18 protein-coding genes are annotated in these 19,741 nt (G+C 68.6%); 10 read left to right on the top strand and 8 right to left on the bottom strand.

Annotation, left to right across the window (positions count from 1 at the left end; all coding sequences use genetic code 11):
* The first annotated feature begins 12 nt into the window (after positions 1 to 12).
* The 5 genes from RGI145_RS22245 to RGI145_RS22225 all read left to right on the top strand — a co-directional run bounded on the left by RGI145_RS22245 (position 13) and on the right by RGI145_RS22225 (position 3,978).
* The gene (locus RGI145_RS22245; protein WP_208864024.1) at positions 13 to 702 is read left to right on the top strand and encodes an amino acid ABC transporter permease; all 690 of its coding nucleotides are present in this window, start codon (positions 13 to 15) and stop codon (positions 700 to 702) included.
* 2 nt (positions 703 to 704) lie between these two features.
* Positions 705 to 1,415: an amino acid ABC transporter permease gene (locus RGI145_RS22240; protein WP_075800687.1), complete on the top strand. Its 711-nt coding sequence runs from the start codon at positions 705 to 707 to the stop codon at positions 1,413 to 1,415.
* Positions 1,412 to 2,140 (top strand): amino acid ABC transporter ATP-binding protein, encoded by a 729-nt coding sequence (locus RGI145_RS22235; RefSeq protein ID WP_075800686.1) that lies wholly within the window; start codon positions 1,412 to 1,414, stop codon positions 2,138 to 2,140. The genes RGI145_RS22240 and RGI145_RS22235 overlap by 4 nt, the downstream gene beginning before the upstream one ends.
* Before the next feature lie 46 nt (positions 2,141 to 2,186).
* Positions 2,187 to 3,443, top strand: a complete 1,257-nt coding sequence (locus RGI145_RS22230) for a Glu/Leu/Phe/Val family dehydrogenase (RefSeq protein WP_075800685.1) — start codon at positions 2,187 to 2,189, stop codon at positions 3,441 to 3,443.
* A gap of 247 nt (positions 3,444 to 3,690) precedes the next feature.
* Complete coding sequence (locus RGI145_RS22225) at positions 3,691 to 3,978, top strand: transposase (RefSeq protein WP_167668402.1); 288 nt, start codon at positions 3,691 to 3,693, stop codon at positions 3,976 to 3,978.
* A 2-nt stretch (positions 3,979 to 3,980) separates the two neighbouring features.
* Here the strand turns inward: RGI145_RS22225 and RGI145_RS22220 are convergent, their stop codons facing one another.
* Genes RGI145_RS22220 through RGI145_RS22210 form a run of 3 tightly spaced genes read right to left on the bottom strand, consistent with a single transcriptional unit; the run spans position 3,981 to position 7,733 of the window.
* Positions 3,981 to 4,694 (bottom strand): response regulator, encoded by a 714-nt coding sequence (locus RGI145_RS22220; protein WP_075800683.1) that lies wholly within the window; start codon positions 4,692 to 4,694, stop codon positions 3,981 to 3,983.
* A complete protein-coding gene (locus tag RGI145_RS22215; RefSeq protein WP_075800682.1) occupies positions 4,691 to 7,396 on the bottom strand; it encodes a sensor histidine kinase in 2,706 nt (901 codons plus the stop codon). The genes RGI145_RS22220 and RGI145_RS22215 overlap by 4 nt, the downstream gene beginning before the upstream one ends.
* 37 nt (positions 7,397 to 7,433) lie before the next feature.
* Positions 7,434 to 7,733, bottom strand: a complete 300-nt coding sequence (locus RGI145_RS22210) for a hypothetical protein (protein ID WP_075800681.1) — start codon at positions 7,731 to 7,733, stop codon at positions 7,434 to 7,436.
* A gap of 11 nt (positions 7,734 to 7,744) precedes the next feature.
* Here RGI145_RS22210 and RGI145_RS25275 point away from each other — a divergent pair, with 11 nt between their 5' ends.
* Genes RGI145_RS25275 through kdpC form a run of 5 tightly spaced genes read left to right on the top strand, consistent with a single transcriptional unit; the run spans position 7,745 to position 12,511 of the window.
* Positions 7,745 to 8,056 carry a hypothetical protein gene (locus RGI145_RS25275; protein WP_156878729.1) on the top strand — a complete coding sequence of 104 codons (312 nt, stop codon included), beginning with the start codon at positions 7,745 to 7,747 and terminating at the stop codon, positions 8,054 to 8,056.
* Between the two features lie 6 nt (positions 8,057 to 8,062).
* A complete protein-coding gene (gene kdpF / locus RGI145_RS26275) occupies positions 8,063 to 8,149 on the top strand; it encodes a K(+)-transporting ATPase subunit F (RefSeq protein WP_075800680.1) in 87 nt (28 codons plus the stop codon).
* Between the two features lie 4 nt (positions 8,150 to 8,153).
* Entirely contained in the window at positions 8,154 to 9,851 is a 1,698-nt protein-coding gene (gene kdpA / locus RGI145_RS22200; RefSeq protein ID WP_075800679.1) for a potassium-transporting ATPase subunit KdpA, read from the top strand.
* Positions 9,852 to 9,862: 11 nt separating this feature from the next.
* The gene (kdpB, locus tag RGI145_RS22195) at positions 9,863 to 11,923 is read left to right on the top strand and encodes a potassium-transporting ATPase subunit KdpB (RefSeq protein ID WP_075800678.1); all 2,061 of its coding nucleotides are present in this window, start codon (positions 9,863 to 9,865) and stop codon (positions 11,921 to 11,923) included.
* A 3-nt stretch (positions 11,924 to 11,926) separates the two neighbouring features.
* Complete coding sequence (gene kdpC / locus RGI145_RS22190) at positions 11,927 to 12,511, top strand: potassium-transporting ATPase subunit KdpC (protein ID WP_075800677.1); 585 nt, start codon at positions 11,927 to 11,929, stop codon at positions 12,509 to 12,511.
* 617 nt (positions 12,512 to 13,128) lie between these two features.
* Here the strand turns inward: kdpC and iolB are convergent.
* The 5 genes from iolB to RGI145_RS22165 all read right to left on the bottom strand — a co-directional run bounded on the left by iolB (position 13,129) and on the right by RGI145_RS22165 (position 19,734).
* Complete coding sequence (gene iolB, locus RGI145_RS22185) at positions 13,129 to 13,941, bottom strand: 5-deoxy-glucuronate isomerase (protein ID WP_075800676.1); 813 nt, start codon at positions 13,939 to 13,941, stop codon at positions 13,129 to 13,131.
* A 13-nt stretch (positions 13,942 to 13,954) separates the two neighbouring features.
* Positions 13,955 to 14,872: a myo-inosose-2 dehydratase gene (iolE, locus tag RGI145_RS22180; protein WP_075800675.1), complete on the bottom strand. Its 918-nt coding sequence runs from the start codon at positions 14,870 to 14,872 to the stop codon at positions 13,955 to 13,957.
* 52 nt (positions 14,873 to 14,924) lie between these two features.
* Positions 14,925 to 16,775, bottom strand: coding sequence for a 3D-(3,5/4)-trihydroxycyclohexane-1,2-dione acylhydrolase (decyclizing) (iolD, locus tag RGI145_RS22175; RefSeq protein ID WP_075800674.1), 1,851 nt, complete (start codon positions 16,773 to 16,775; stop codon positions 14,925 to 14,927).
* A 61-nt stretch (positions 16,776 to 16,836) separates the two neighbouring features.
* The gene (locus RGI145_RS22170; protein ID WP_075800673.1) at positions 16,837 to 18,759 is read right to left on the bottom strand and encodes a bifunctional 5-dehydro-2-deoxygluconokinase/5-dehydro-2-deoxyphosphogluconate aldolase; all 1,923 of its coding nucleotides are present in this window, start codon (positions 18,757 to 18,759) and stop codon (positions 16,837 to 16,839) included.
* 99 nt (positions 18,760 to 18,858) lie between these two features.
* Positions 18,859 to 19,734, bottom strand: a complete 876-nt coding sequence (locus RGI145_RS22165; protein ID WP_083671462.1) for a MurR/RpiR family transcriptional regulator — start codon at positions 19,732 to 19,734, stop codon at positions 18,859 to 18,861.
* Between the last annotated feature and the right edge of the window lie 7 nt (positions 19,735 to 19,741).

Below are 19,741 nucleotides of genomic sequence, written 5' to 3'. Positions count from 1 at the left end.
AGGATGGGCCAGATGCTCGACATGCTCAGCATCGTATCCGCGGATGGCGGCACCTGGGTCTGGATGGGGCTCGCGACGACGCTGGCCCTGACCATCTTCGCCGGAGCCATCGCCTTCGGCCTCGGCACGCTGCTCGCCGTCATCCGCGTGGCGGGAGGACGCGGCGCGGAAGCCGCGGTCACCGCCTATGTCGAGTTCCAGCGCAACGTGCCGATGCTGGTACATATCCTGTTCTGGTACTTCGGCATCGCCGCGCTGCTGCCCGACACGGTGGCGGACTGGATCAACGAGCGCGGCAGCGAGTTCGCCTTCGCCGGCATCGCCATCGGCCTCTGCATGGCAGCCTATATCTCCGAAGATCTGCGCAGTGGCCTGCGCGCGGTTCCGAAGGGGCAGTACGAGGCGGCGCAGTCGCTCGGCATGACCTATCCCGACCTGATGCAGAGGATCATCATGCCGCAGGTCTTCCGCGTGGCAGCACCCGGCCTCGTGAACCAGGCGCTGCTGCTGTTCAAGAACACCAGCCTCGCCATGGCCATCGGCGTGGCCGAGCTGACCTACCGGACGCGCGAGATCGAGAGCCTGACCTTCCGCACCTTCGCCGCCTTCGGCGTCGCGACCGCGATCTACCTCGCCGTCTCCTTCGTCATCATGGGCGCCGGCGCGATGATCGGCCGCCGCCTCGACTTCCTGCGGCGGTGAGCATGCTCGACATCCTTCGCGACAACTGGGTGCTGCTGCTGATCGGCCAGTACCCGAACGGCCCGCTCGGCGGGCTGGCGATGACCCTGATCCTGGCAGTCAGCGCCATCGCCGCGGCCTTCGTCCTCGGCACGCTGATCGCGCTGGCGCGGACGAGCGGCATCGCGCTGCTGTACTGGCCGGCCACGGCGCTGGTCTATGTCGTGCGCGGCCTGCCGCCGGTCATGGCGGTGTTCTGGGCCTATTTCGCCCTGCCGGCGCTGACCGGCCAGGCAATCCCGGGCTTCTGGACGCTCCTGGTCGCGCTGATCCTCTACGAGAGCACCTATCTCTCGGAGATCATCCGCGCCGGCATCCAGTCGCTGCCGAAGGGACAGGTCGAGGCGGCGAAGGCGCTCGGCTTCGGCTACGGCCGCATCACGCGCGACATCGTGCTGCCGCAGGTCTACCACACCATGCTGCCGAGCATGGTCAGCCAGTTCGTCTCGACCATCAAGGAAACCTCGCTCGGCTACATCATCGCGGTGCAGGAGCTGACCTTCGCCGCCAACCAGATCAACAGCCAGCTCCTGACCCGGCCCTTCGAGGTCTTCCTGATCCTGGCAGCGATCTACTTCCTGGTCTGCTTCACCCTGACCTCGGCCGCCCGCTTCCTGGAGCGGCGCGTCGCGAGGCAGCGCAACGCTCCCGCCCTGAAGGTGCAACCGGCATGATCACGCTCCGCAAGGTCAACAAGTGGTACGGCCAGTACCACGCCCTGAAGTCGGTCAGCGCGGAGGTCGCGCCTGGTTCGGTGGTCGTCGTCTGTGGTCCCTCGGGCTCCGGCAAGTCCACGCTGATCCGCACGATCAACCGGCTGGAACCGATCGGCGACGGCCAGATCCTGGTCAACGGCGAGGACGTGCATGCCGCGAAGGGCCGGGAAATCAACCGGATCCGCAGCCATATCGGCTTCGTCTTCCAGCAGTTCAACCTGTTCCCGCATCTCAGCGTGCTCGACAACGTGGCGATCGCGCCGGTCCGCATCCTCGGCCTCTCCTGGCACGAGGCGCGCGAACAGGCCCGCGCGCTCCTCACCCGGGTTGGCCTCGCGGCGCGGATCGACCGCTACCCGCACCACCTTTCGGGCGGGCAGCAGCAGCGCGTCGCCATCGCGCGGGCGCTCGCCATGAAGCCTCCGGTGATGCTGTTCGATGAGCCCACCTCGGCGCTCGATCCGGAGATGGTCGGCGAGGTGCTGCAGGTGATGCAGTCGCTGGCCGCCGAGGGCATGACGATGATCTGCGTCACCCACGAGATGGGCTTCGCGCGCGAGGTGGCGAGCGAGGTCTGGTTCATGGACCACGGCGAGATCATCGAGACCGGCAGCCCGGCCGGGTTCTTCTCCGCGCCCCGCTCGGAGCGCGCCCGGAAGTTCCTCGCCGAGATCAGGCACTGAGCCACCGCCCCGGCAACGAAGCGCAAACCGCATCAGAGGCGACAGCATGTCCACCTATTCCGGCCCCGTCTTCGAGATGGCGCGCAGCCAGTTCGAGACCATCGCCGACCATATCGGCATTCCGCAGCACGAGCGTCCGCGCATCCTGATGCCGAAGCGGGCGATCACCGTCGCCTGCCCGATCCATCGCGACGATGGCAGCATCGCCGTCTTCGAGGGCTACCGCGTCCAGCACCACCTGACCTTCGGTCCGACCAAGGGTGGCACGCGCTATGCCGCCAATGTCGATCTCGGCGAAGTCGCGGCGCTGGCGATCTGGATGAGCTGGAAATGCGCCCTGGCCGGGCTGCCCTATGGCGGCGCCAAGGGGGGCATCGCGGTCGACCCGCATTCCCTTTCGCGGCGTGAACTGGAGGCGCTCTCGCGCCGCTACATGCAGGAGATGATCCCCTTCGTCGGGCCGCAGACCGATGTGCCCGCGCCCGATATGGGTACCAATGAGCAGGTCATGGCCTGGTTCATGGACACCTACTCCATGTACCAGGGCCAGGCGACACCCGAGGTGGTGACCGGCAAGCCGGTCGCGGTGGGCGGCACGGTCGGCCGGCGCGAAGCCACCGGCCGCGGCGTCGCGCATCTCGTCGGACGGGCGATGGAGCAGCTCGGTATCGATCCCCGTGGCGCGACGGCCATCGTACAGGGCTACGGCAATGTCGGCTCCGTCTCCGCGCTGACGCTGGCCGGGATGGGCATCCGCATCCTGGGCGTCAGCGACCACACCGCGTGCTACCACGATCCGCGCGGCCTGGATCTCACGGCGATCGAGCGGCATGTCGCGGCGCATGGGGTGCTCGCCGGCTTCTCCAGCGAACTGGCCTGCGACCCGGCGGCGCTGCTGGTGCAGCCCTGCGACATCCTGGTGCCGGCCGCGGTGGAGCGGGTGATCGATGCCGATGTCGCGCGCCGGCTGCGCTGCCGCATCCTGGCAGAGGGCGCGAACGGGCCGACCACCCCGGATGCGGACCGCGTGCTGGAGGAACGCGACGACATCTTCGTGCTGCCCGACATCCTCTGCAACTCGGGTGGCGTGATCGTCAGCTATTTCGAGTGGGTGCAGGATATCCAGCGCCTCTTCTGGGAGGAGGACGAGGTGAAGAGCAGGGCCAATCAGATCCTCGACCGGGCCTTTCACCAGGTGCAGGAGCGCGTGCGCCGGGAGCGGATCTCCCAGCGCGTGGCAGCGATGGCCATTGGGGTCGAAAAGGTGTTGGACGGCAAGCGTATGCGAGGGCTGTTCCCTTGATAGCAGGCGTTTTTCGTACGGACTGACAGCCACTGCAACCGAGGGCGGAGTTTGCCAACGCAACTCCGCCCCCCTCTGTCCGTCAGGGAGCTTCGCGGAGCGAACGGAACGCTGGCTGTGGTTGATGGCCATAACCGGGCATTTCAGGAGGCGTCTGGAAATTTTATTGCGTGCTGCCAGGGCGCGCATGCAGCCGGGGCATCAACCATCTGGCTCGCATATGCACCTTACCCTAAGCGCTGTCCTGATGAGGCCTCACCTGCTGCGAGCCAAGGAACTGCTCGGCGACAAGGGTTACGACAGCAGCCGATTTCGTAAGGCCCTCATCGCCCCCTGCATCCCCTCGACCCGCAGCCGGAAGATCCCGATCCCCTACGACAAGGCACTCTGCCGCCAGCGCCATCGCATCGAGAACATGTTCGGCCACATCGACGATCGGCACCGCGTCGCCGTGCGCTACGGCCGCTGTACCCGTACCTTCCTCTCGGCTATCTGCCTCGCCGCCACCGTCCTCTTTTGGATCAATGCATCCTGAGCCTAGTCGGCGGGGCCCAGCCGGTAGCCGACACCTGGTTCCGTCCGGATCAACGTGCCGGCCTCGCCGAGCTTCTGACGCAGATGTCCGATATAGACGCGCAGATACTGCGGGCTCTCGGCGTGCCCTGGCCCCCAGACCGCCGAAAGGAGCTGGCGCTGGGTCACCACGCGGCCCGCCCCGGCCCTTGCCAGAGCAGCCAGCAGGTCCCATTCACGGGGCGTTAGCTTGATGGCTGTGCCGCTCACCGTCGTCGTCCTCGTCGCGAGATCCATCTCGATCTGACCGATACGGATCAGCGCTGTCAGCGCCTCGTGTCCGGCTGCTGCGGTGGCACGGCGAAGTGAAGCCCGGAGACGGGCGAGCAGCTCCGCGAGCGCGAAGGGCTTCTCGACGAAATCGTCCGCGCCGGCATCCAAGGCCGCCACCTTGGCCATTTCCCCGTCGCGAGCGGACAACACGATAATCGGTGCCGCGCTGAAGGCACGGAGTCTGGGAATCACGTCCTGCCCGTCCAGATCAGGCAGTCCGAGATCGAGCAGCACGGCGGACGGCGATTGCGTGGCTGCGAGATGGAGCCCTGTTGCTGCATTCTTCGCCTGCAGGGGCGCATAGCCAGATGCAGCGAGTGCCGGCCCCAGGAAGCGATGGATCTGCGGCTCGTCGTCGATCACCAGGATACGGGGGGAGGAAAGATCGGGGGCAGAATTGATCATGCAGGAAACCGTACCGTGATGCGTGTGCCGTGCCCGCCCTGAATGGGGCTCTCGGCCAGGATCGCTCCGCCCATGGCCTGGGTCAAACCCCGTGCGATGGCAAGGCCCAGGCCGCTGCCGGCCACGATCCGGTCGGTGCGCGAAGCACGGAAGAAGGGATCGAAGATCCGCGCGAGATCCTCGCGCGGGATGCCGGGCCCGTCATCCTCGACGGAGATCGATACATTCGCGCCGAGGCGCCGCGCGACAACGGCAACCTGCCCCTCTGGGCCCGAGAACTTCATCGCGTTGTCGAGCAGGTTGCCAAGGATCTGGTCGAACAGGACCGGGTCCAGGGAGGGCTCCGGCAGGTGCTCGGCGATGCGCCGCTCCACCTTGCGCCCCACCACGTGTTCCGCCCGCGCCACTGCAGCCTCCAGAGCGGAAGGCAGGTCCACCGCTTCGCGCCGCAGCGGAACCTGCCCGCTTTCCAGCCGGACCATGTCGAGGATGTTGGATGTGAAGCGGCCGAGGCGCACCGTTTCCTCCTCGGCCGCGAGGATGAGATCCACCCTGGCCGCCGGGGAAAGTGCATCGCCCATCGTCCGGAGCGTTTCCAGCGACCCCCTGATGCTGGTCAGCGGCGTGCGCAGGTCGTGGCCGAGCGAGGTGAGCAGCGTCGTTCGCAATGCATCCGCTTCCGCCCGCATGGCGCTTCGCGCCCGGTCCTCCGTCAGCTCCGCCCGTTCGAGCGCGATGGCCGCCTGGTCGAGAAGCGCGGTCAGGGTTCGCGACCTCTCGCTGTCGAGCGGTTCCGAGCGGTCCGCGAAGCGGATTCCCACCACCCCCGCGATCCCCTGCCCGCTGGGCAAGGGCTGGAACTGCCAGAGCGCCGTCGGAAGCGTATCCGTCCCCCACCCTGTCGGCTTCCCCTTGGCGTAGGCCCAGCGCGCGGCGGCCATGGAGGCGTCGTCGGGCTCGGCCGTGGACGGCACCGCCGCCCGGAGGATCAGGTCGGTATCGTCCGGCCTGCGCTCCCGCGGCAGGCCCAGACCCGGCAGGTCCTCCCCGGAAAGGGGCACGAGGACGCAACAGGAGCAGCCGGAAACCCGCCCGGTCTCTTCCGCGATCAGGGACAGCAGGGAGCCCCGGTCCATGGGGGCACCGAGACGACGGCTGAACTCCACCAGGCGCCGAAGCCCGAAGACCCGGGCCTGGGCGGTGCGGGCGGTCCGCCCGAGCCGTCCCGCCGTCCCCGCGAGCAGCAGGGCCACCAGGCCGAAGACCAGGGCGCCGAGCACTTCCTGGGGGCCGTCGATGGTCAAGGTGTAGCGCGGTTCGATGAAAAGGTAGTTCCAGAGGAGGAAGGACAGGAGCGCGGTGGCGAAACCGTGCAGGGGGCCGAACCCGACCGCCGCGGCCACCGTGGTGGCGAGGTAGACCATGCCGAGCGACCCCTCGGTCACCCGGCCATCCAGGGCAAAGGCGATCCCTGTCGCGGCCAGGACGCCGACGGCCACGCTGGCCCAGCCGAGCCAGGCGGGGTAGCCGCGCCGGTCCGCGACCGGTTTCGGACGACCCGCCTCGGCAGGGCTTGGAACAAGGTGCAGCGTGAATTCCGGGGTGCGCCGCATCAGGATCGTCGCGAAGGTGCGCCCCGTCAGGCGCCGCCAGAACGACGGCCGGCCACGACCGATAACGAGATGCGTGACGTTGCGCGATTGGGCCACCCTCAGGATGGCACGGGGCAGATCGGTCTCGACCACCGTCTCGGTTTCGGCACCGAGCGACTCCGCCAGACGCAGCGCCTGGGACGGGTCTCCTCCTGCCCTGCCCGATCGTTCGATGTGCAAGGCCACCAGGGGCGCCCGCAATGCGTCCGCTATGCGGCGGGCCTGCCGGACCACCGTCTCGGCCTCCGGCCCACCGCCCACGAGGACCATGACCCGGTCGCCTGCCGGCCAGGGGCCCGCGATGGCATTGGCCCGCATGTAGCCCGTGACGTCGGCATCCACGCGTTCGGCCGTCCGGCGGAGTGCCATCTCCCGCAAGGCTGCGAGGTTGCCTTCGCGGAAGAAGCCCTTCAGGGCGCGCGCCGTCTGGTCAGCGCGATAGACCTTGCCCTGCCGCATCCGCTCCAGCAACTCGGCCGGCGGGATGTCGATCAGCTCCACCGCATCCGCGCCGGCCAGCACATGGTCCGGGACCGTCTCGGCCACGCGCACGCCGGTGATGCGCGCCACCGTTTCCGACAGGCTCTCGAGATGCTGGACATTCATGGCGGTCCAGACCTCGATGCCGGCCGCCCGCAGTTCTTCCACATCCTGCCAACGCTTCGGATGGCGGCTGCCGGGCGCATTGCTGTGCGGCAACTCGTCGAGCACCAGGATGGCGGGATGGCGTGCGAGTGCCGCGTCCAGATCGAACTCGCTCAACATCTGGCCGCGATAGGGCAGACTGGCGCGCGGCAGAACTTCCAGCCCGGCGAGCTGGGCCGCTGTCTCCGCACGGCCATGGGTTTCCACCAGACCGACCAGCACGTCGGCACCCCCCAGGGCACGCCTGCGGGCTTCCGTCAGCATCTCGTAGGTCTTGCCGACGCCTGGCGCCGCACCGAGGAAGACTTTCAGCCTTCCCCGTTGCTCCCGCTTCGCCAGGGCCAGCAGTGCATCGGGATCGGGCCTGACAGGCTCACCGTTCGCTGCCCCCGCCTCTCTCGTCATCCGGGATGCCGGCCCGGGGAGCGTGCCGTGCCGAAGATCACTCGTCCGGCCGCGCCAGCACAAGCAGCTCGATCACGAAGCCACCCAGGACGATGGCCATTGCCACGACGGCCCACAGCATGGCCAGGCGCGGCTGGGTCGTCACCGGTGTCCGCAAGCCCATGAGCAGCGACCCGACGAAGCTCCAGGCGAAGAGCAGGCACAGGGTCGCCATCACCACCGCACCTCTGCCAAGCCATCGCGGGGAGTTGCTGGCGAGACCGGCGATGTCCTGGTGGCGGCGTGGAAACGATTCCCCGGCGAGATGCTCCGGCTCTTTCGAAATCATGGATGACATGGCGACCGTTCTTGAACCCTGGCCTCCCACCTGCCTGGGACGAAAAGTGTAAAAGCGCGATCATCCATTCCTCCCAGGGCCATAAAAAACCCATAAAAATCCTGGCCGTCCCGGTCAGTGGCCGCGCGTGTTTATGCGCTTTTTATGCGCTCCGGCGAAATCTCGGATGGCCTCTTTACGCCCGTTTTTCCATTGACTTCCCAGGTGTCGGCCGTGAGCCGACCAGGGAAGTCTGGAACATGAACGATCTCGTTGCTCTTGCCCTCGGCCTCGGCCTTTTCGCCCTGCTGGCGGCCTATGTGCGCGGTTGTGACCAGGTCTGACGCGCCATGCTCGACCTGATCCTGGGCGGCGCCGTTTCGGCCGGGCTGCTGGCCTATCTGCTATGGGCGCTCCTGCGCCCCGAGGACCTCTAATTCCATGACACTCATCGGCTGGGCGCAGATTGCGCTCGTCCTCGCATGCATTCTCGCCTCCGCGGTGCCGCTCGGGCGCTACATCGCGGCCGTTGCCGATGGCCGCGCGACCTGGCTGCGCCCCCTGGAGACGGTGTTCTATCGTGCCGGAGGCATCGATCCCGGACGTGGCCAGGACTGGAAAGCCTATGTCCTCGCCATGCTGTCGGCGAATGCCGCGGGCTTCGTGCTGCTCTTTGCCATCCTGCGCCTGCAGGGCCTGCTGCCGCTGAACCCGCAGGGCTTTCCCGGCATGTCTTCCTCGCTCGCCTTCAACACAGCGGCGAGCTTCGTGACGAACACGAACTGGCAGGCCTATTCGGGCGAGACGGCCGCCTCCTACCTGTCGCAGATGGCCGGCCTCGCCGTGCAGAACTTCCTTTCCGCCTCGACCGGCATCGCCCTGGCGCTCGCCGTCTCCCGTGCCTTCGCCCGTGGAGGTTTGCGCGAACTCGGGAACTTCTGGGCCGACTTCGTCCGTATCACCCTCTATGTGCTCCTGCCCCTGGCCATCGCGCTGGGTGCGGTCTTCGTGGCGCTCGGCGTGCCACAGACTTTCGCGGATTACGCCACGGCGACCACGCTGGAGGGCGCCCGGCAAACCATTCCCCTGGGTCCGGTGGCCTTCCAGATCGCGATCAAGCATCTCGGCACCAATGGCGGCGGCTTCTTCGGCGTGAACTCGCTGCATCCCTTCGAGGGGCCCGACGCCCTGGTCACCGCGCTGCAGATCTGGGGACAGGCCGTCATTCCCTTCGCGCTCTGCCTGACCTTCGGACGGATCGTGGGCGATATCCGCCAGGGTCGCGTGCTTCTGGCGGTGATGCTGGGCTTCGTGGTCGCCGCCACCGCAGCCATCTATGCGGCGGAGGCCGCGGGCAACCCCCTGCTGACCGCGCTGGGCGTCGATCCGGCCATGGGCAACATGGAGGGCAAGGACGTGCGCTTCGGCCTACCGCTCGTCGCGCTCTTCACCGCCACCACCACAGGCGCTTCCTGTGGCGCGGTGAATGCCATGTTCGACAGCTTCATGCCGCTGGGCGGTCTGGTGCCCCTGTTCCTGATCCAACTGGGCGAGGTGCTGCCGGGGGGCGTCGGATCGGGCCTCTACGGCATCCTGGTCTTCGCCCTGCTCGCCGTCTTCGTGGCGGGGCTGATGGTCGGACGCACGCCGGAATACCTGGGCAAGAAGGTACAGGCGCGCGAGATCAAGCTGGCGATGCTCGCCGTGCTGATCCTGCCCACGGTGATCCTCGGCTTCACCGCCGTTTCGCTGGTGCTGCCGGCTGCCATGGCCTCGATCGCCAATGCCGGGCCGCATGGGCTGACCGAGATGCTCTATGCCTATTCCTCGGCGGCCGGCAACAACGGCTCGGCCTTCGGCGGCCTCGCCGCCGATACGCCCTGGATGGACCTGACGCTTGGCATCGCCATGATGCTCGGCCGCTTCGCCTATGTCGTGCCGGTCATGGCCATCGCCGGCTCGCTGGCCGCCAAGCCGCGCGCTGCGGAAGGCGGGGGAACCTTTCCGACGCATGGTCCGCTTTTCGCGGGCCTCCTGGCCGGCGTGATCCTGATCCTGGGCGGCCTGCAGTTCCTCCCTTCCCTCACCCTCGGTCCGATCGCCGAGCACTTCACCCTGCTTGCCGGCAAGACCTTCTGAGGCACACCCTGATGCTCGACACCACCACCGGCCCGGGCGAATCCACGCGCACCCGGCCTGTTCTCCTCGACACGACGCTGCTGCCGCGCGCGGCCGCGGATGCTTTCCGCAAGCTGAACCCTGTCACGCTGATCCGGAACCCGGTGATCTTCGTGACGGAGGTTGTCTCCATCCTCGTCACGCTGCTGGCGGCCCGCGCCGCCTTCGCGGGGGAGCCATGGGCTTTCCAGGCAGGCATCGCGCTGTGGCTCTGGTTCACCGTCCTGTTCGCCACCTTCGCCGAGGCGGTGGCAGAGGGCCGCGGCCGCGCACGGGCGGAAAGCCTGCGCAGGGCCCGCACCGAGACCCAGGCGAAGCTCCTCCTGCGGGCCGATGACCGCAACCTCTGGCAGCCACGCAGCGCGGCGGAACTGCGGGTGGGCGATCTGGTCCTGGTCGAAGCGGGCGACCTCATCCCCTCGGACGGCGAGGCGGTGCAAGGCATCGCCTCGGTGAACGAGGCCGCCGTGACCGGTGAGAGCGCGCCCGTGATCCGCGAAAGCGGTGGCGACCGCTCGGCGGTGACGGGCGGAACGCTGGTGGTGTCCGACTGGATCGTGGTGCGCATCACCGCGGCGCCGGGTTCCACCTTCATCGACCGCATGATCTCGCTGGTCGAAGGTGCCGCGCGCCAGAAGACGCCGAACGAGATCGCGCTCGACATCCTGCTCGCCGGCATGACGATCATCTTCCTGATCGCCGTGGCCAGCGTGGTGGGGCTTGCGAGCTGGAACGGCGCCCCGCCCTCCGTGCCCGTGCTGGCCGCGCTGCTGGTCACGCTGATCCCGACCACCATCGGCGGCCTGCTTTCGGCCATCGGCATCGCGGGCATGGACCGTCTCGTGCGCTTCAACGTCATGGCGACGAGCGGGCGCGCGGTGGAGGCGGCGGGCGACGTGGACGTGCTGCTGCTGGACAAGACCGGCACCATCACCCTTGGCAACCGCCAGGCCGCTGCGTTCCACACCGCCCCGGGCGTGAGCACGCGGGAACTGGCCGAGGCCGCGGTGCTTTCCTCCCTGGCCGATGAGACGCCGGAGGGCCGCTCGATCCTCGCCTTCGCGCGCGAGGCGCACGGCGTGGTGCCCCCTGCCCTGCCGGCCGGGGCGAAGGTGGTGCCCTTCACGGCCCAGACCCGGATCTCCGGGCTGGACCTGCCGGATGGAAGCTACCGCAAGGGGGCGGCCGACAGCATCACGCGCGTGCTCGATGCCGAGGCGCCGTCCGCCCTGCGCGAGGCCGTGGAGCGTATCGCGCGGCAGGGCGGCACGCCGCTGGTGGTGGCCAGGGACCGCCGCCTGCTGGGTGCGATCGAGCTGAAGGACATCGTCAAGCCCGGCATGCGGGAGCGCTTCGCCGCGCTGCGCAGGATGGGCATCCGCACGGTGATGGTGACGGGCGACAACCGTTTGACCGCCGCCGCCATCGCGGCCGAGGCCGGGGTGGACGACTTCATCGCCGAGGCCACGCCCGAGGACAAGCTCGGCTATATCCGCAAGGCACAGGGGGAAGGTCGCCTCGTGGCCATGGCGGGCGACGGCACCAACGACGCGCCCGCCCTGGCGCAGGCGGATGTCGGCCTCGCCATGCAGACGGGCACCCAGGCGGCCCGTGAGGCCGGCAACATGGTGGACCTCGACAGCGATCCGACCAAGCTGATCGAGGTCGTCGAGATCGGCAAGCAGCTCCTCATCACCCGGGGGGCGCTGACGACCTTCTCCATCTCGAACGATGTGGCGAAGTACTTCGCCATCCTGCCGGCGATCTTCGTGACCCAGTATCCGGAACTCCAGGCACTGAACGTGATGCGGCTGGCAAGCCCGGAGAGCGCCATCCTTTCCGCCGTGATCTTCAACGCCCTGATCATCGTGGCCCTGGTGCCCCTGGCGCTGCGTGGCGTGCGCTACACGCCGTCCGGAGCGGCGGCGCTGCTGCGACGGAACCTCCTGATCTATGGGGTGGGCGGGATCGTCGCGCCTTTCGCAGGGATCAAGATCATCGACCTCGTACTCCAGATGCTGGGGATCGCCTGAGCCATGTCTCTGCTTCGTCCCGCCGTGACCGTGGTCGCCGGCTTCACCCTGCTCCTCGGTCTGGCCGTGCCGATGGCCATGACGGGCCTCGCGACCACCTTCCTGCCGAATGCCGCCGGGGGGTCCCTGATCGAGCGCGACGGGAGGGTGGTCGGCTCGGCCCTGATCGGGCAGAACTTCACCGGGGAACGCTATTTCCATGGCCGCCCCTCCGCCACCACCGCATCCGATCCACAGGACGGCGGCAGGACAGTGGATTCGCCGTACAATGCCGCATCATCGGCAGCCTCGCAGCGCGGGCCATCCAGCCAGGTCCTGGTCGATGGGGTGCGCGAGCGCATCGCAACGGCCGGGCCCGCGCCCGTGCCCGCCGATGCCGTCATGGCCTCCGGCTCCGGCCTCGACCCGGATATCAGTCCGGAGAACGCAGCCCGTCAGGTGGGGCGGGTTGCCCAGGCTCGCGGCATGCCGGAGGAGCGGGTCCGTGCGATCCTGCGCGAGAACACCGCGGCGCCGATCCTGGGCTTCCTTGGCGTACCACGCGTGAACGTGCTTCGCCTCAATCTCGCACTCGACGCCGCAAGCTGACCGATCGATGGCAAGGAATCCGGCGGCGGTTCCGGAAGCGGCGCTTCCTGGCGCGGACGGCGCCGCCGCCGATGGCCTGGGCCGGGATGCCGTCCGATATCGGCCATGGCCGAGCGGCACGGCGCCGGAAGCGCGTGTCTTTCCACCTTCGCCGGCAGGGGCATCCGGCCATCCATGCCATTTTAGGGCTTTAGTATTTTAGGATTTTAGTCCTTTACCCGGCTGGATGATGGCAAGGGCTTCGTCCAGCGTGGCGAATGGTGGCTGATCCGGCTTTCGCTCCGGAGGTGGTGTCACCCTGGCAGGCGGTGCGCGAGTCATCCGGCGGATCGGGGCATTTGAAAAGGTTGGTCGGAGCCATGTCCGGCTGGCCGGAGATCGCCTGGGGCCTGCTCTGGAAGCGCCTTGGATCGCGCAGTTACGGGGCCGGTTGCTGACTTTATTCCTATATCCCGGGGCGGGTGAGGAAGCAAGAGTCCTTGTTCGACTTCCCGCATTGCCGGCCGGGCCAGCGGCGTGCCGCCGCTGCGACGGCAGCACCGCCACCTGCCCCCACCGGCAGAGGCCGGCTGTGGCCAGCAGGGCCGGCGGCGTCCGGCGCCGGATGTATCAGACGGTCATCCGGTCCGGGTCTGCACGATCCACTCGTGATCGGGATCGTTGTGGAAGCGCCAGCTCCGCACCGGGCCGGCCATGACGTTCAGATAGTAGAGATCGTAGCCGTGGATCGTGGCGCAGGGATGGTAGCCCCTGGGCACGAGGGTCAGGTCCCCGTCCTCGACCAGCATGGTTTCGTCCAGGCTGCGGTCATCCGTATAGACACGCTGGAAGGCGAAGCCCTGCGGCGGGTCGAGACGGTGGTAGTAGGTTTCCTCGAGGAGGGTCTGCCGCGGCGGATCGTCCTCGTCATGGCGGTGCGGCGGGTAGCTGGAGGTATTGCCGCCGGGGGTGATCACCTCCACCACCAGCAAACCATCCGCCTCCGCCGTCTCCGGCAGGATGTTGGTGACATGGCGGGTGTTGCTGCCCCCGCCCCGCACCTCCTGCGTCACGTCATCCGGCGCGATGCGCCGGGCTGCACGCCTGCCCGGTTCGCCCGGCGCAGTGCAGACGGCCAGCACGGCCTCCTCCGGCCCCTCCCCCACCGCGTTCCAGGCGGCGCCCGCCGGGACATAGACGGAATCGGGCCGGCCTTCGAACGGCGAGGGCCGCCCCCCGACGATCCCGAAATCCTGCCCCGCGGCGGTGATGCGCGCCTTTCCGGAAACCAGGACGAGGCAGGCCTCGCGCCCCGGCTCGCCGCCCGTCGCCCCGGCACCGGACCGCAGCCGGTGGAGATCGAAGCCGACATAGGTCCAGCCGGCGGTTTCGGGCGTCACATGGAGCACGCGGCCGGAGCTTCCCTCTGGCCGCAGGCGCAGTCTGGACATGCCTTCCCTCCCTTCAGGCGGCGCGCGATGTCGCCGGCCTGGACAGGCGCGGGCCGAAGCCGGCCTCCTTCAGGAAGCCGACGAGACTGTCGAAGCCCATGCGAACATAGGTCTCCGGGGGTGCCTTCAGCGGATCCTGCTCCGCCTCGATGACCACCCAGCCGTCATAATCGGGGATCGCGCGGAAGACGGAGACGTAATCCACCGTTCCGTCGCCCGGCACGGTATAGACCCCCTCCATCACGGAACGGAGGAAGGACCAGCCTTCCGCCATGGCCCGCCCCGCGACCGGAAGGCGCACGTCCTTCGCATGGACATGGGCGATGCGGTCGCGGTGACGCGAGGCCAGGACCGCCGGATCGGCGCCGCCCCAGGTCGCGTGCCCCGTGTCGAGCAGCAGATGCACCGCCGCGCCCGTGCCTCGCATCAGCCGGCCGATCTCCGCCTCGGTCTGCACCACCGTGCCCATGTGGTGGTGATAGGCCAGGGTCAGGCCCTCCGCCGCGATCATGTCGGCGAAGCGGGTCAGCCGGGGCAGGAAGCGCTTCCATTCGGCCTCGTCCATCACTGGCCGCGCGGAAAGAGGGGTGTCTTCCAGCGGATGCACCGTGCGGGTGCATTCGCAGGCGATGAAGACCTTGCTGCCGAGGGCCTTCAGCTTCGCCAGATGCGCCTGCGCCGCGGCGAGTTCCGCCTCCGGCTCGCGCTCCAGCAGGAAGGTCGAATACCATCCACCGACCAGGGCCAGGCCATACCGGCCCAGCACTTCCGCCAGTGCCCCGGGCTCGGCCGGGAACTTGTTGCCGAGCTCCATGCCTTCCAGCCCGATCTCCCTGGCCTGGGCCAGGCATTGCTCGAGGGTGATGTGGCCGCCGATCTCCGGCTTGTCGTCATTCGACCAGCAGATCGGGTTGGCGCCGATGCGGATCATGCATGTTCTCCCTGGCGTCCGCTTCTTGCGGCGGGCGCGATGCTTGTGGATCTCAGTCGAAACGCTGGCCCTGCCGCGCGGCGTCGTAGCGGGCGCGGGCGGCCGCGACCTCCGGGCGCTGGCTGACCTCGGGCACCGCGACGTCCCACCAGTGGCCGCCCTCCCGCGTGATGATGGCGGGATCGGTGTCGATGACGATCACCGTGGCGCGGGACGCGTTCCGGGCCTCGCGCACGGCCCGTTCCAGCTCGGCCAGCGAGCGGACATGCCGGGCCTCGGCGCCCAGGCTGCGCGCATGGGCGGCGAAGTCGATCTCCGGCAGAGTGTCGTGCCGCGCATCGGCGAGCAGGTTGTTGAAGGCCGCCCCGCCGCATCCGGCCTGCAGCCGGTTGATGCAGCCATAGCCACGATTGTCCAGCAGCACGACGGTGAAGCGCAGTCCCAGCATGACCGCGCTCGCCAGCTCGGAGTTCAACATGAGGTAGGAGCCGTCGCCGACCATGACGACGACCTCCTCCTCGGGCCGCGCCAGCTTCACGCCCAGCCCGCCGGCGATCTCGTAGCCCATGCAGGAGAAGCCGTATTCGAGGTGGTAGCGGCCGGGCGCGGTCGGGCGCCAGAGCTTGTGCAGCTCGCCGGGCAGGCCGCCCGCGGCGCAGACCACGGTGGCATTCCAGTCGAGCGCACGACCGACGGCGCCGATCACCTGCGCGTCGGAGGGCAGGGCCGCATCGTCCGTCGGGGCCATGGCGCGGTCCGCTGCCGCCACCCAGTCACGCTTCAGCGCCTCCGCGCGCTCCCGCCAGGCCGGGGGGGCGGCATAGTCCGGCAACCCTTCCTCCAGCGCGGCGAGGCCGGTGGCGAGGTCGGCGACCAGGGGCACGGCATGGTGCTTGCTGGCATCGAAGGGCTGGATGTTGAGGCCGAGGATCCTCCGTCCCTCCCCTCGGAACAGGGACCGGGATCCGGTGGTGAAATCCTGCAGCCGCGTCCCGGCGGCGATGATGACATCCGCCTCCTCCGCCAGCGTATTGGCCGCTGAGGTGCCAGTGACGCCGATGGCCCCCATGGCCAGGGGGTGCCCGAAGGGCAGCGAGGACTTTCCGGCCTGGGTTTCCGCCACCGGGATTCCGTGCCGCTCGGCGAAGCCGGCCAGATCCTCCGCCGCCCCGGCATAGAGGACACCGCCCCCGGCCACGATCAACGGCTTGCGCGCGCCCCGCAACAGGGCGACGGCGCGGGCGGCCTCGGCCTCGCAAGGGCGTGGCCGCCGCCCGTGCCAGACCCGGCGCTCGAAGAACGCTGCCGGATAGTCGTAGGCCTCGGCCTGCACGTCCTGGCACAGGGAAAGCGTGACCGGGCCGCATTCGGCGGGATCGGTCAGCACCACCATGGCGCGTTCCAGCGCCGGGATGATCTGTTCCGGCCGGGTGATCCGGTCGTAGAAGCGGGAGATCGGGCGGAAGCAGTCATTGGCCGAGACGGTGGCATCGCCGAAATCCTCGACCTGTTGCAGCACCGGGTCGGGGCGGCGGCTGGCGAAGACGTCGCCGGGCAGGAGCAGCAGCGGCAGGCGGTTCACATGCGCGACGGCGCAGGCGGTGGCGAGGTTCAGCGCCCCCGGGCCGATGGAGGTGGTCACCGCCATCATGCGGCGGCGGAAGCTGGCCTTGGCGAAGGCGATGGCCGCATGGGCCATGCCCTGTTCGCTATGCCCGCGCAGGACCGGCAGGCGTTCGCGTTCCTGGTACAGGGCCTCGCCGAGGGCGGCGACATTGCCATGGCCGAAAATGGCCCAGACACCGGCGAAGAGCGGCAGTTCCCGGCCATCGACCTCGGTGAACTGGTTGGCCAGGAAGCGTGTCAGCGCCTGTGACATGGTGAGGCGGATGGTGCTGGTCATTTCCCCTCCGGATGGTCTTCCGATGTTTCCCGGAGCGGACACCTTGCTCCGGCGCATGACGTCAGGCCGCCTGTTCGTGGCGCAGGGCCTGCCAGCCCTCCACGAGCCGTCCGAAGCGCGCGGCCATCTCGGCCACGGCGTCCTCGTCGCCGATCCGGCCCGCGAGCCAGTTCTCCGCGGCTTCGGCGAAGATGGTGCGGCCGACCGCGAAGCCGCGGACAAGCCGCGACAGGCTGGCCTGCCGGAAGGACTGCATGAGCTCGGCCTCGGGCGCTTCGAGGCCAAGCAGCAGGACGCCGCGGCAATAGGGATCATTCGCCAGGATGGCCTCGTCGATGGCACGCCAGGCCGCCGGACCCTGGTTGGCTTCCAGCTTCCACAGGTCGGGCCGGATGCCCAGCGCGTAGAGGCGCCGGATCGCCGAGGCGACGGTGTCGTCGCCGAGCGGACCGGCCTTGGCGGCGATGATCTCGACCATCAGCTCCAGCCCGGCGCTGCGCGTGGCTTCATGGAGCTGGACCAGGGTCTGCTCCTGCTGCCCGCGCAACTCGGCTGGATCGTCCGGGTGATAGAAGCAGAGGCATTTGACGGCGTGGTTCACCGGCCAGGCGCGCAGGTGGCTGCCGAGATCCGTCATGCCGTCGAAGGCCAGCGGGCGCGAGCCGGGCTTCTCGACGGGCCGCCCGATCCAGAAGTTGCGCGGCACCTTCGCGAAGGCCTCGGTGCCGTAGGTGCCGTCGATCAGCACGCCATAGCCGTCCCGCCCCCCGGCGACACGGGCGGCGGCCTCGACGGCGAGCGCCTTGAACCTGTCGATGCGCTGGCGCGGCACGCCGAGGCGGTCGGCCAGGGCCTCGATCTGGGCGCGGTGGTCGCAGGCCAGGGCGAGGATGCTTTCCGATTGCGGCCGGCGGGTCGTGGCCCAGTGGATGTGGTTCAGGTCGGCATCGCGGCGCAGGGCACGGTGCGGGCTGCCGTGCCGCAGGAAGTGCTGCAGTTCCGGAAAGGTCGGGATCTCGGGGGAGCAGAGCAGGCGCGACACGGCGAAAGCGCCGCAGGCATTGGCCCAGGTGGCAGCGGTGGACCAGCTTTCGCCGCCGAGCCAGCCGCGCAGGAGCCCGGACATGAAGGCATCGCCCGCGCCCAGCACGTTGTAGACCTCGATCGGAAAGCCCTGACCGAGGATGCCGTCCTCCAGCCTGTCGCTGATCGGGCCGTCATAGACGATGCAGCCCATGGGGCCACGCTTGAGCACGATGGTGGCGGCGGAGACCGCGCGGATCGCCCTGAGGGCGGCCAGCAGGTCCTCCGCCCCGGAAGCGATCAGGATCTCCTCCTCCGTGCCCACGACCAGGTCGCATTCGGAAAGGACCGGCCGGAGTTCGGCGGAAACGCGGTCGGACTTCACGTAGCGGGCGAAGCCCTCCGCATGGCCTGCGAGGCCCCAGAGATTGGGGCGGTAATCAACATCGAGCACGACCCGCGTGCCGGCCTCCTTCGCGGCGCGGATCGCCTTCCATTGCGCCGCGCCGGTATTCGGGCGGGAGAAATGCGTGCCGGTGACAACCAGGGCACGGGCGGAGGCGATGAAGTCGGGGGCGATGTCCTCCTCGGAAAGCGCCATGTCGGCGCAGTCCTCGCGGTAGAAGATCATCGGCGAAGTGTGGTCCGCCTCCACCGCCAGCAGGACCAGCGCGGTCAATCGCTGCGGATCGGTCACGACGCCTCGCGTCTCGACACCTTCGCGCGCGAGCTGTTCGCGGATGAAACTTCCCATCTGCTCCGCGCCGACCCGCGTCACCAGGGCCGAGCGCAGGCCCAGCCGGGCCGTGCCGATGGCGATGTTGGCAGGGCAGCCGCCGACCGACTTGGCGAAGGAGGCGATGTCCTCCAGCCGTGAGCCGATCTGCTGTCCGTAGAGATCCACCGAGGAACGGCCGATCGCGATCACGTCGAGCCAGCGGGTTTCGCCTGTGTCACCCATCGTAGACGTTCCGTTCCATCCTGCTTGTTTCGGAGGGACATGACCGCAATGGGGTCATCGCCCTGAAGGATATGGAAACCCGCCAGGAGCCTTCCTGGATCAGGCGCTCCGCCGGACCTCCGCCACCATCACGGTCAGCGTCATGGCCAGGGTGAGACTGGCGGAAAGGAGGCGGAAGCCGTGGAGATCGGCTTCCACCACCTCGAACCACAGCGACGATTCCGCCACCAGCGGGCTGAAGGGACTGTCGGTGATGGCGATCAGCGGGGCCTTGCGCTCCGCCACCATGCGCGCATGGGCGACCGTGGCGGAGGCATAGGGCGAGAAGCTGATGGCCACGGCCGCGTCGCGTTCCGTGACGAAGGAAAGGGTCTCCTGGTCCGTGCCCGCCGGGGAGCCGATCAGCACGGTCTTCACGCCGAGCTTGCCGAAGCTGTAGTTCATGTAGGCGCTGATCGGGAAGGAGCGGCGCTGTGCGATCAGGTAGATCGTGTCGGCGGCCGCGAGAAGCTGGGCCGCGCGCTCGATCTGGGAGACATCGATCCGATCGTGCAACTGGGTCAGGGACCGCGTGGCAGCCTGGAAGAAGCCGTCGAGGATATTCGCCGCGAGCGAGTTCCGTCCCTCCGCCTGTTTCAGCGAGAGCAGGCGTTCGTCATAGTTCGAGACCTGGCTGCGCAGCCGGTCGCGAAACAGGAGCTGGAGTTCGGAGAAGCCGCTCAGCCCGACGGACTTGGAGAAGCGCACCAGGGTGGATGGCTGCACCCCTGCCCGCTCCGCGATCCCGGCCGCGGTGCCGAGGGCGACTTCCTCGGGTTCCGCCACGACGAAGGAGGCGACCTGAGCCAGTCGCTTCGGCAGCTTCACGCGGCCTGACAGGAGCAGGTCGCGCAGCTCCTGATAGCTCCGCGGCGGTGCCGCGGCCCCGAGAAGCGTGCCCGTATCCTCCGCAGCATCGGGTTCGTCCCGGTTCATGATGAGG

It is taken from the genome of Roseomonas gilardii (assembly GCF_001941945.1).
Taxonomy (GTDB): domain Bacteria; phylum Pseudomonadota; class Alphaproteobacteria; order Acetobacterales; family Acetobacteraceae; genus Roseomonas.
Note: the sequence above shows the minus strand (reverse complement) of the source record. Positions and strands in the feature narration are given on the sequence as shown.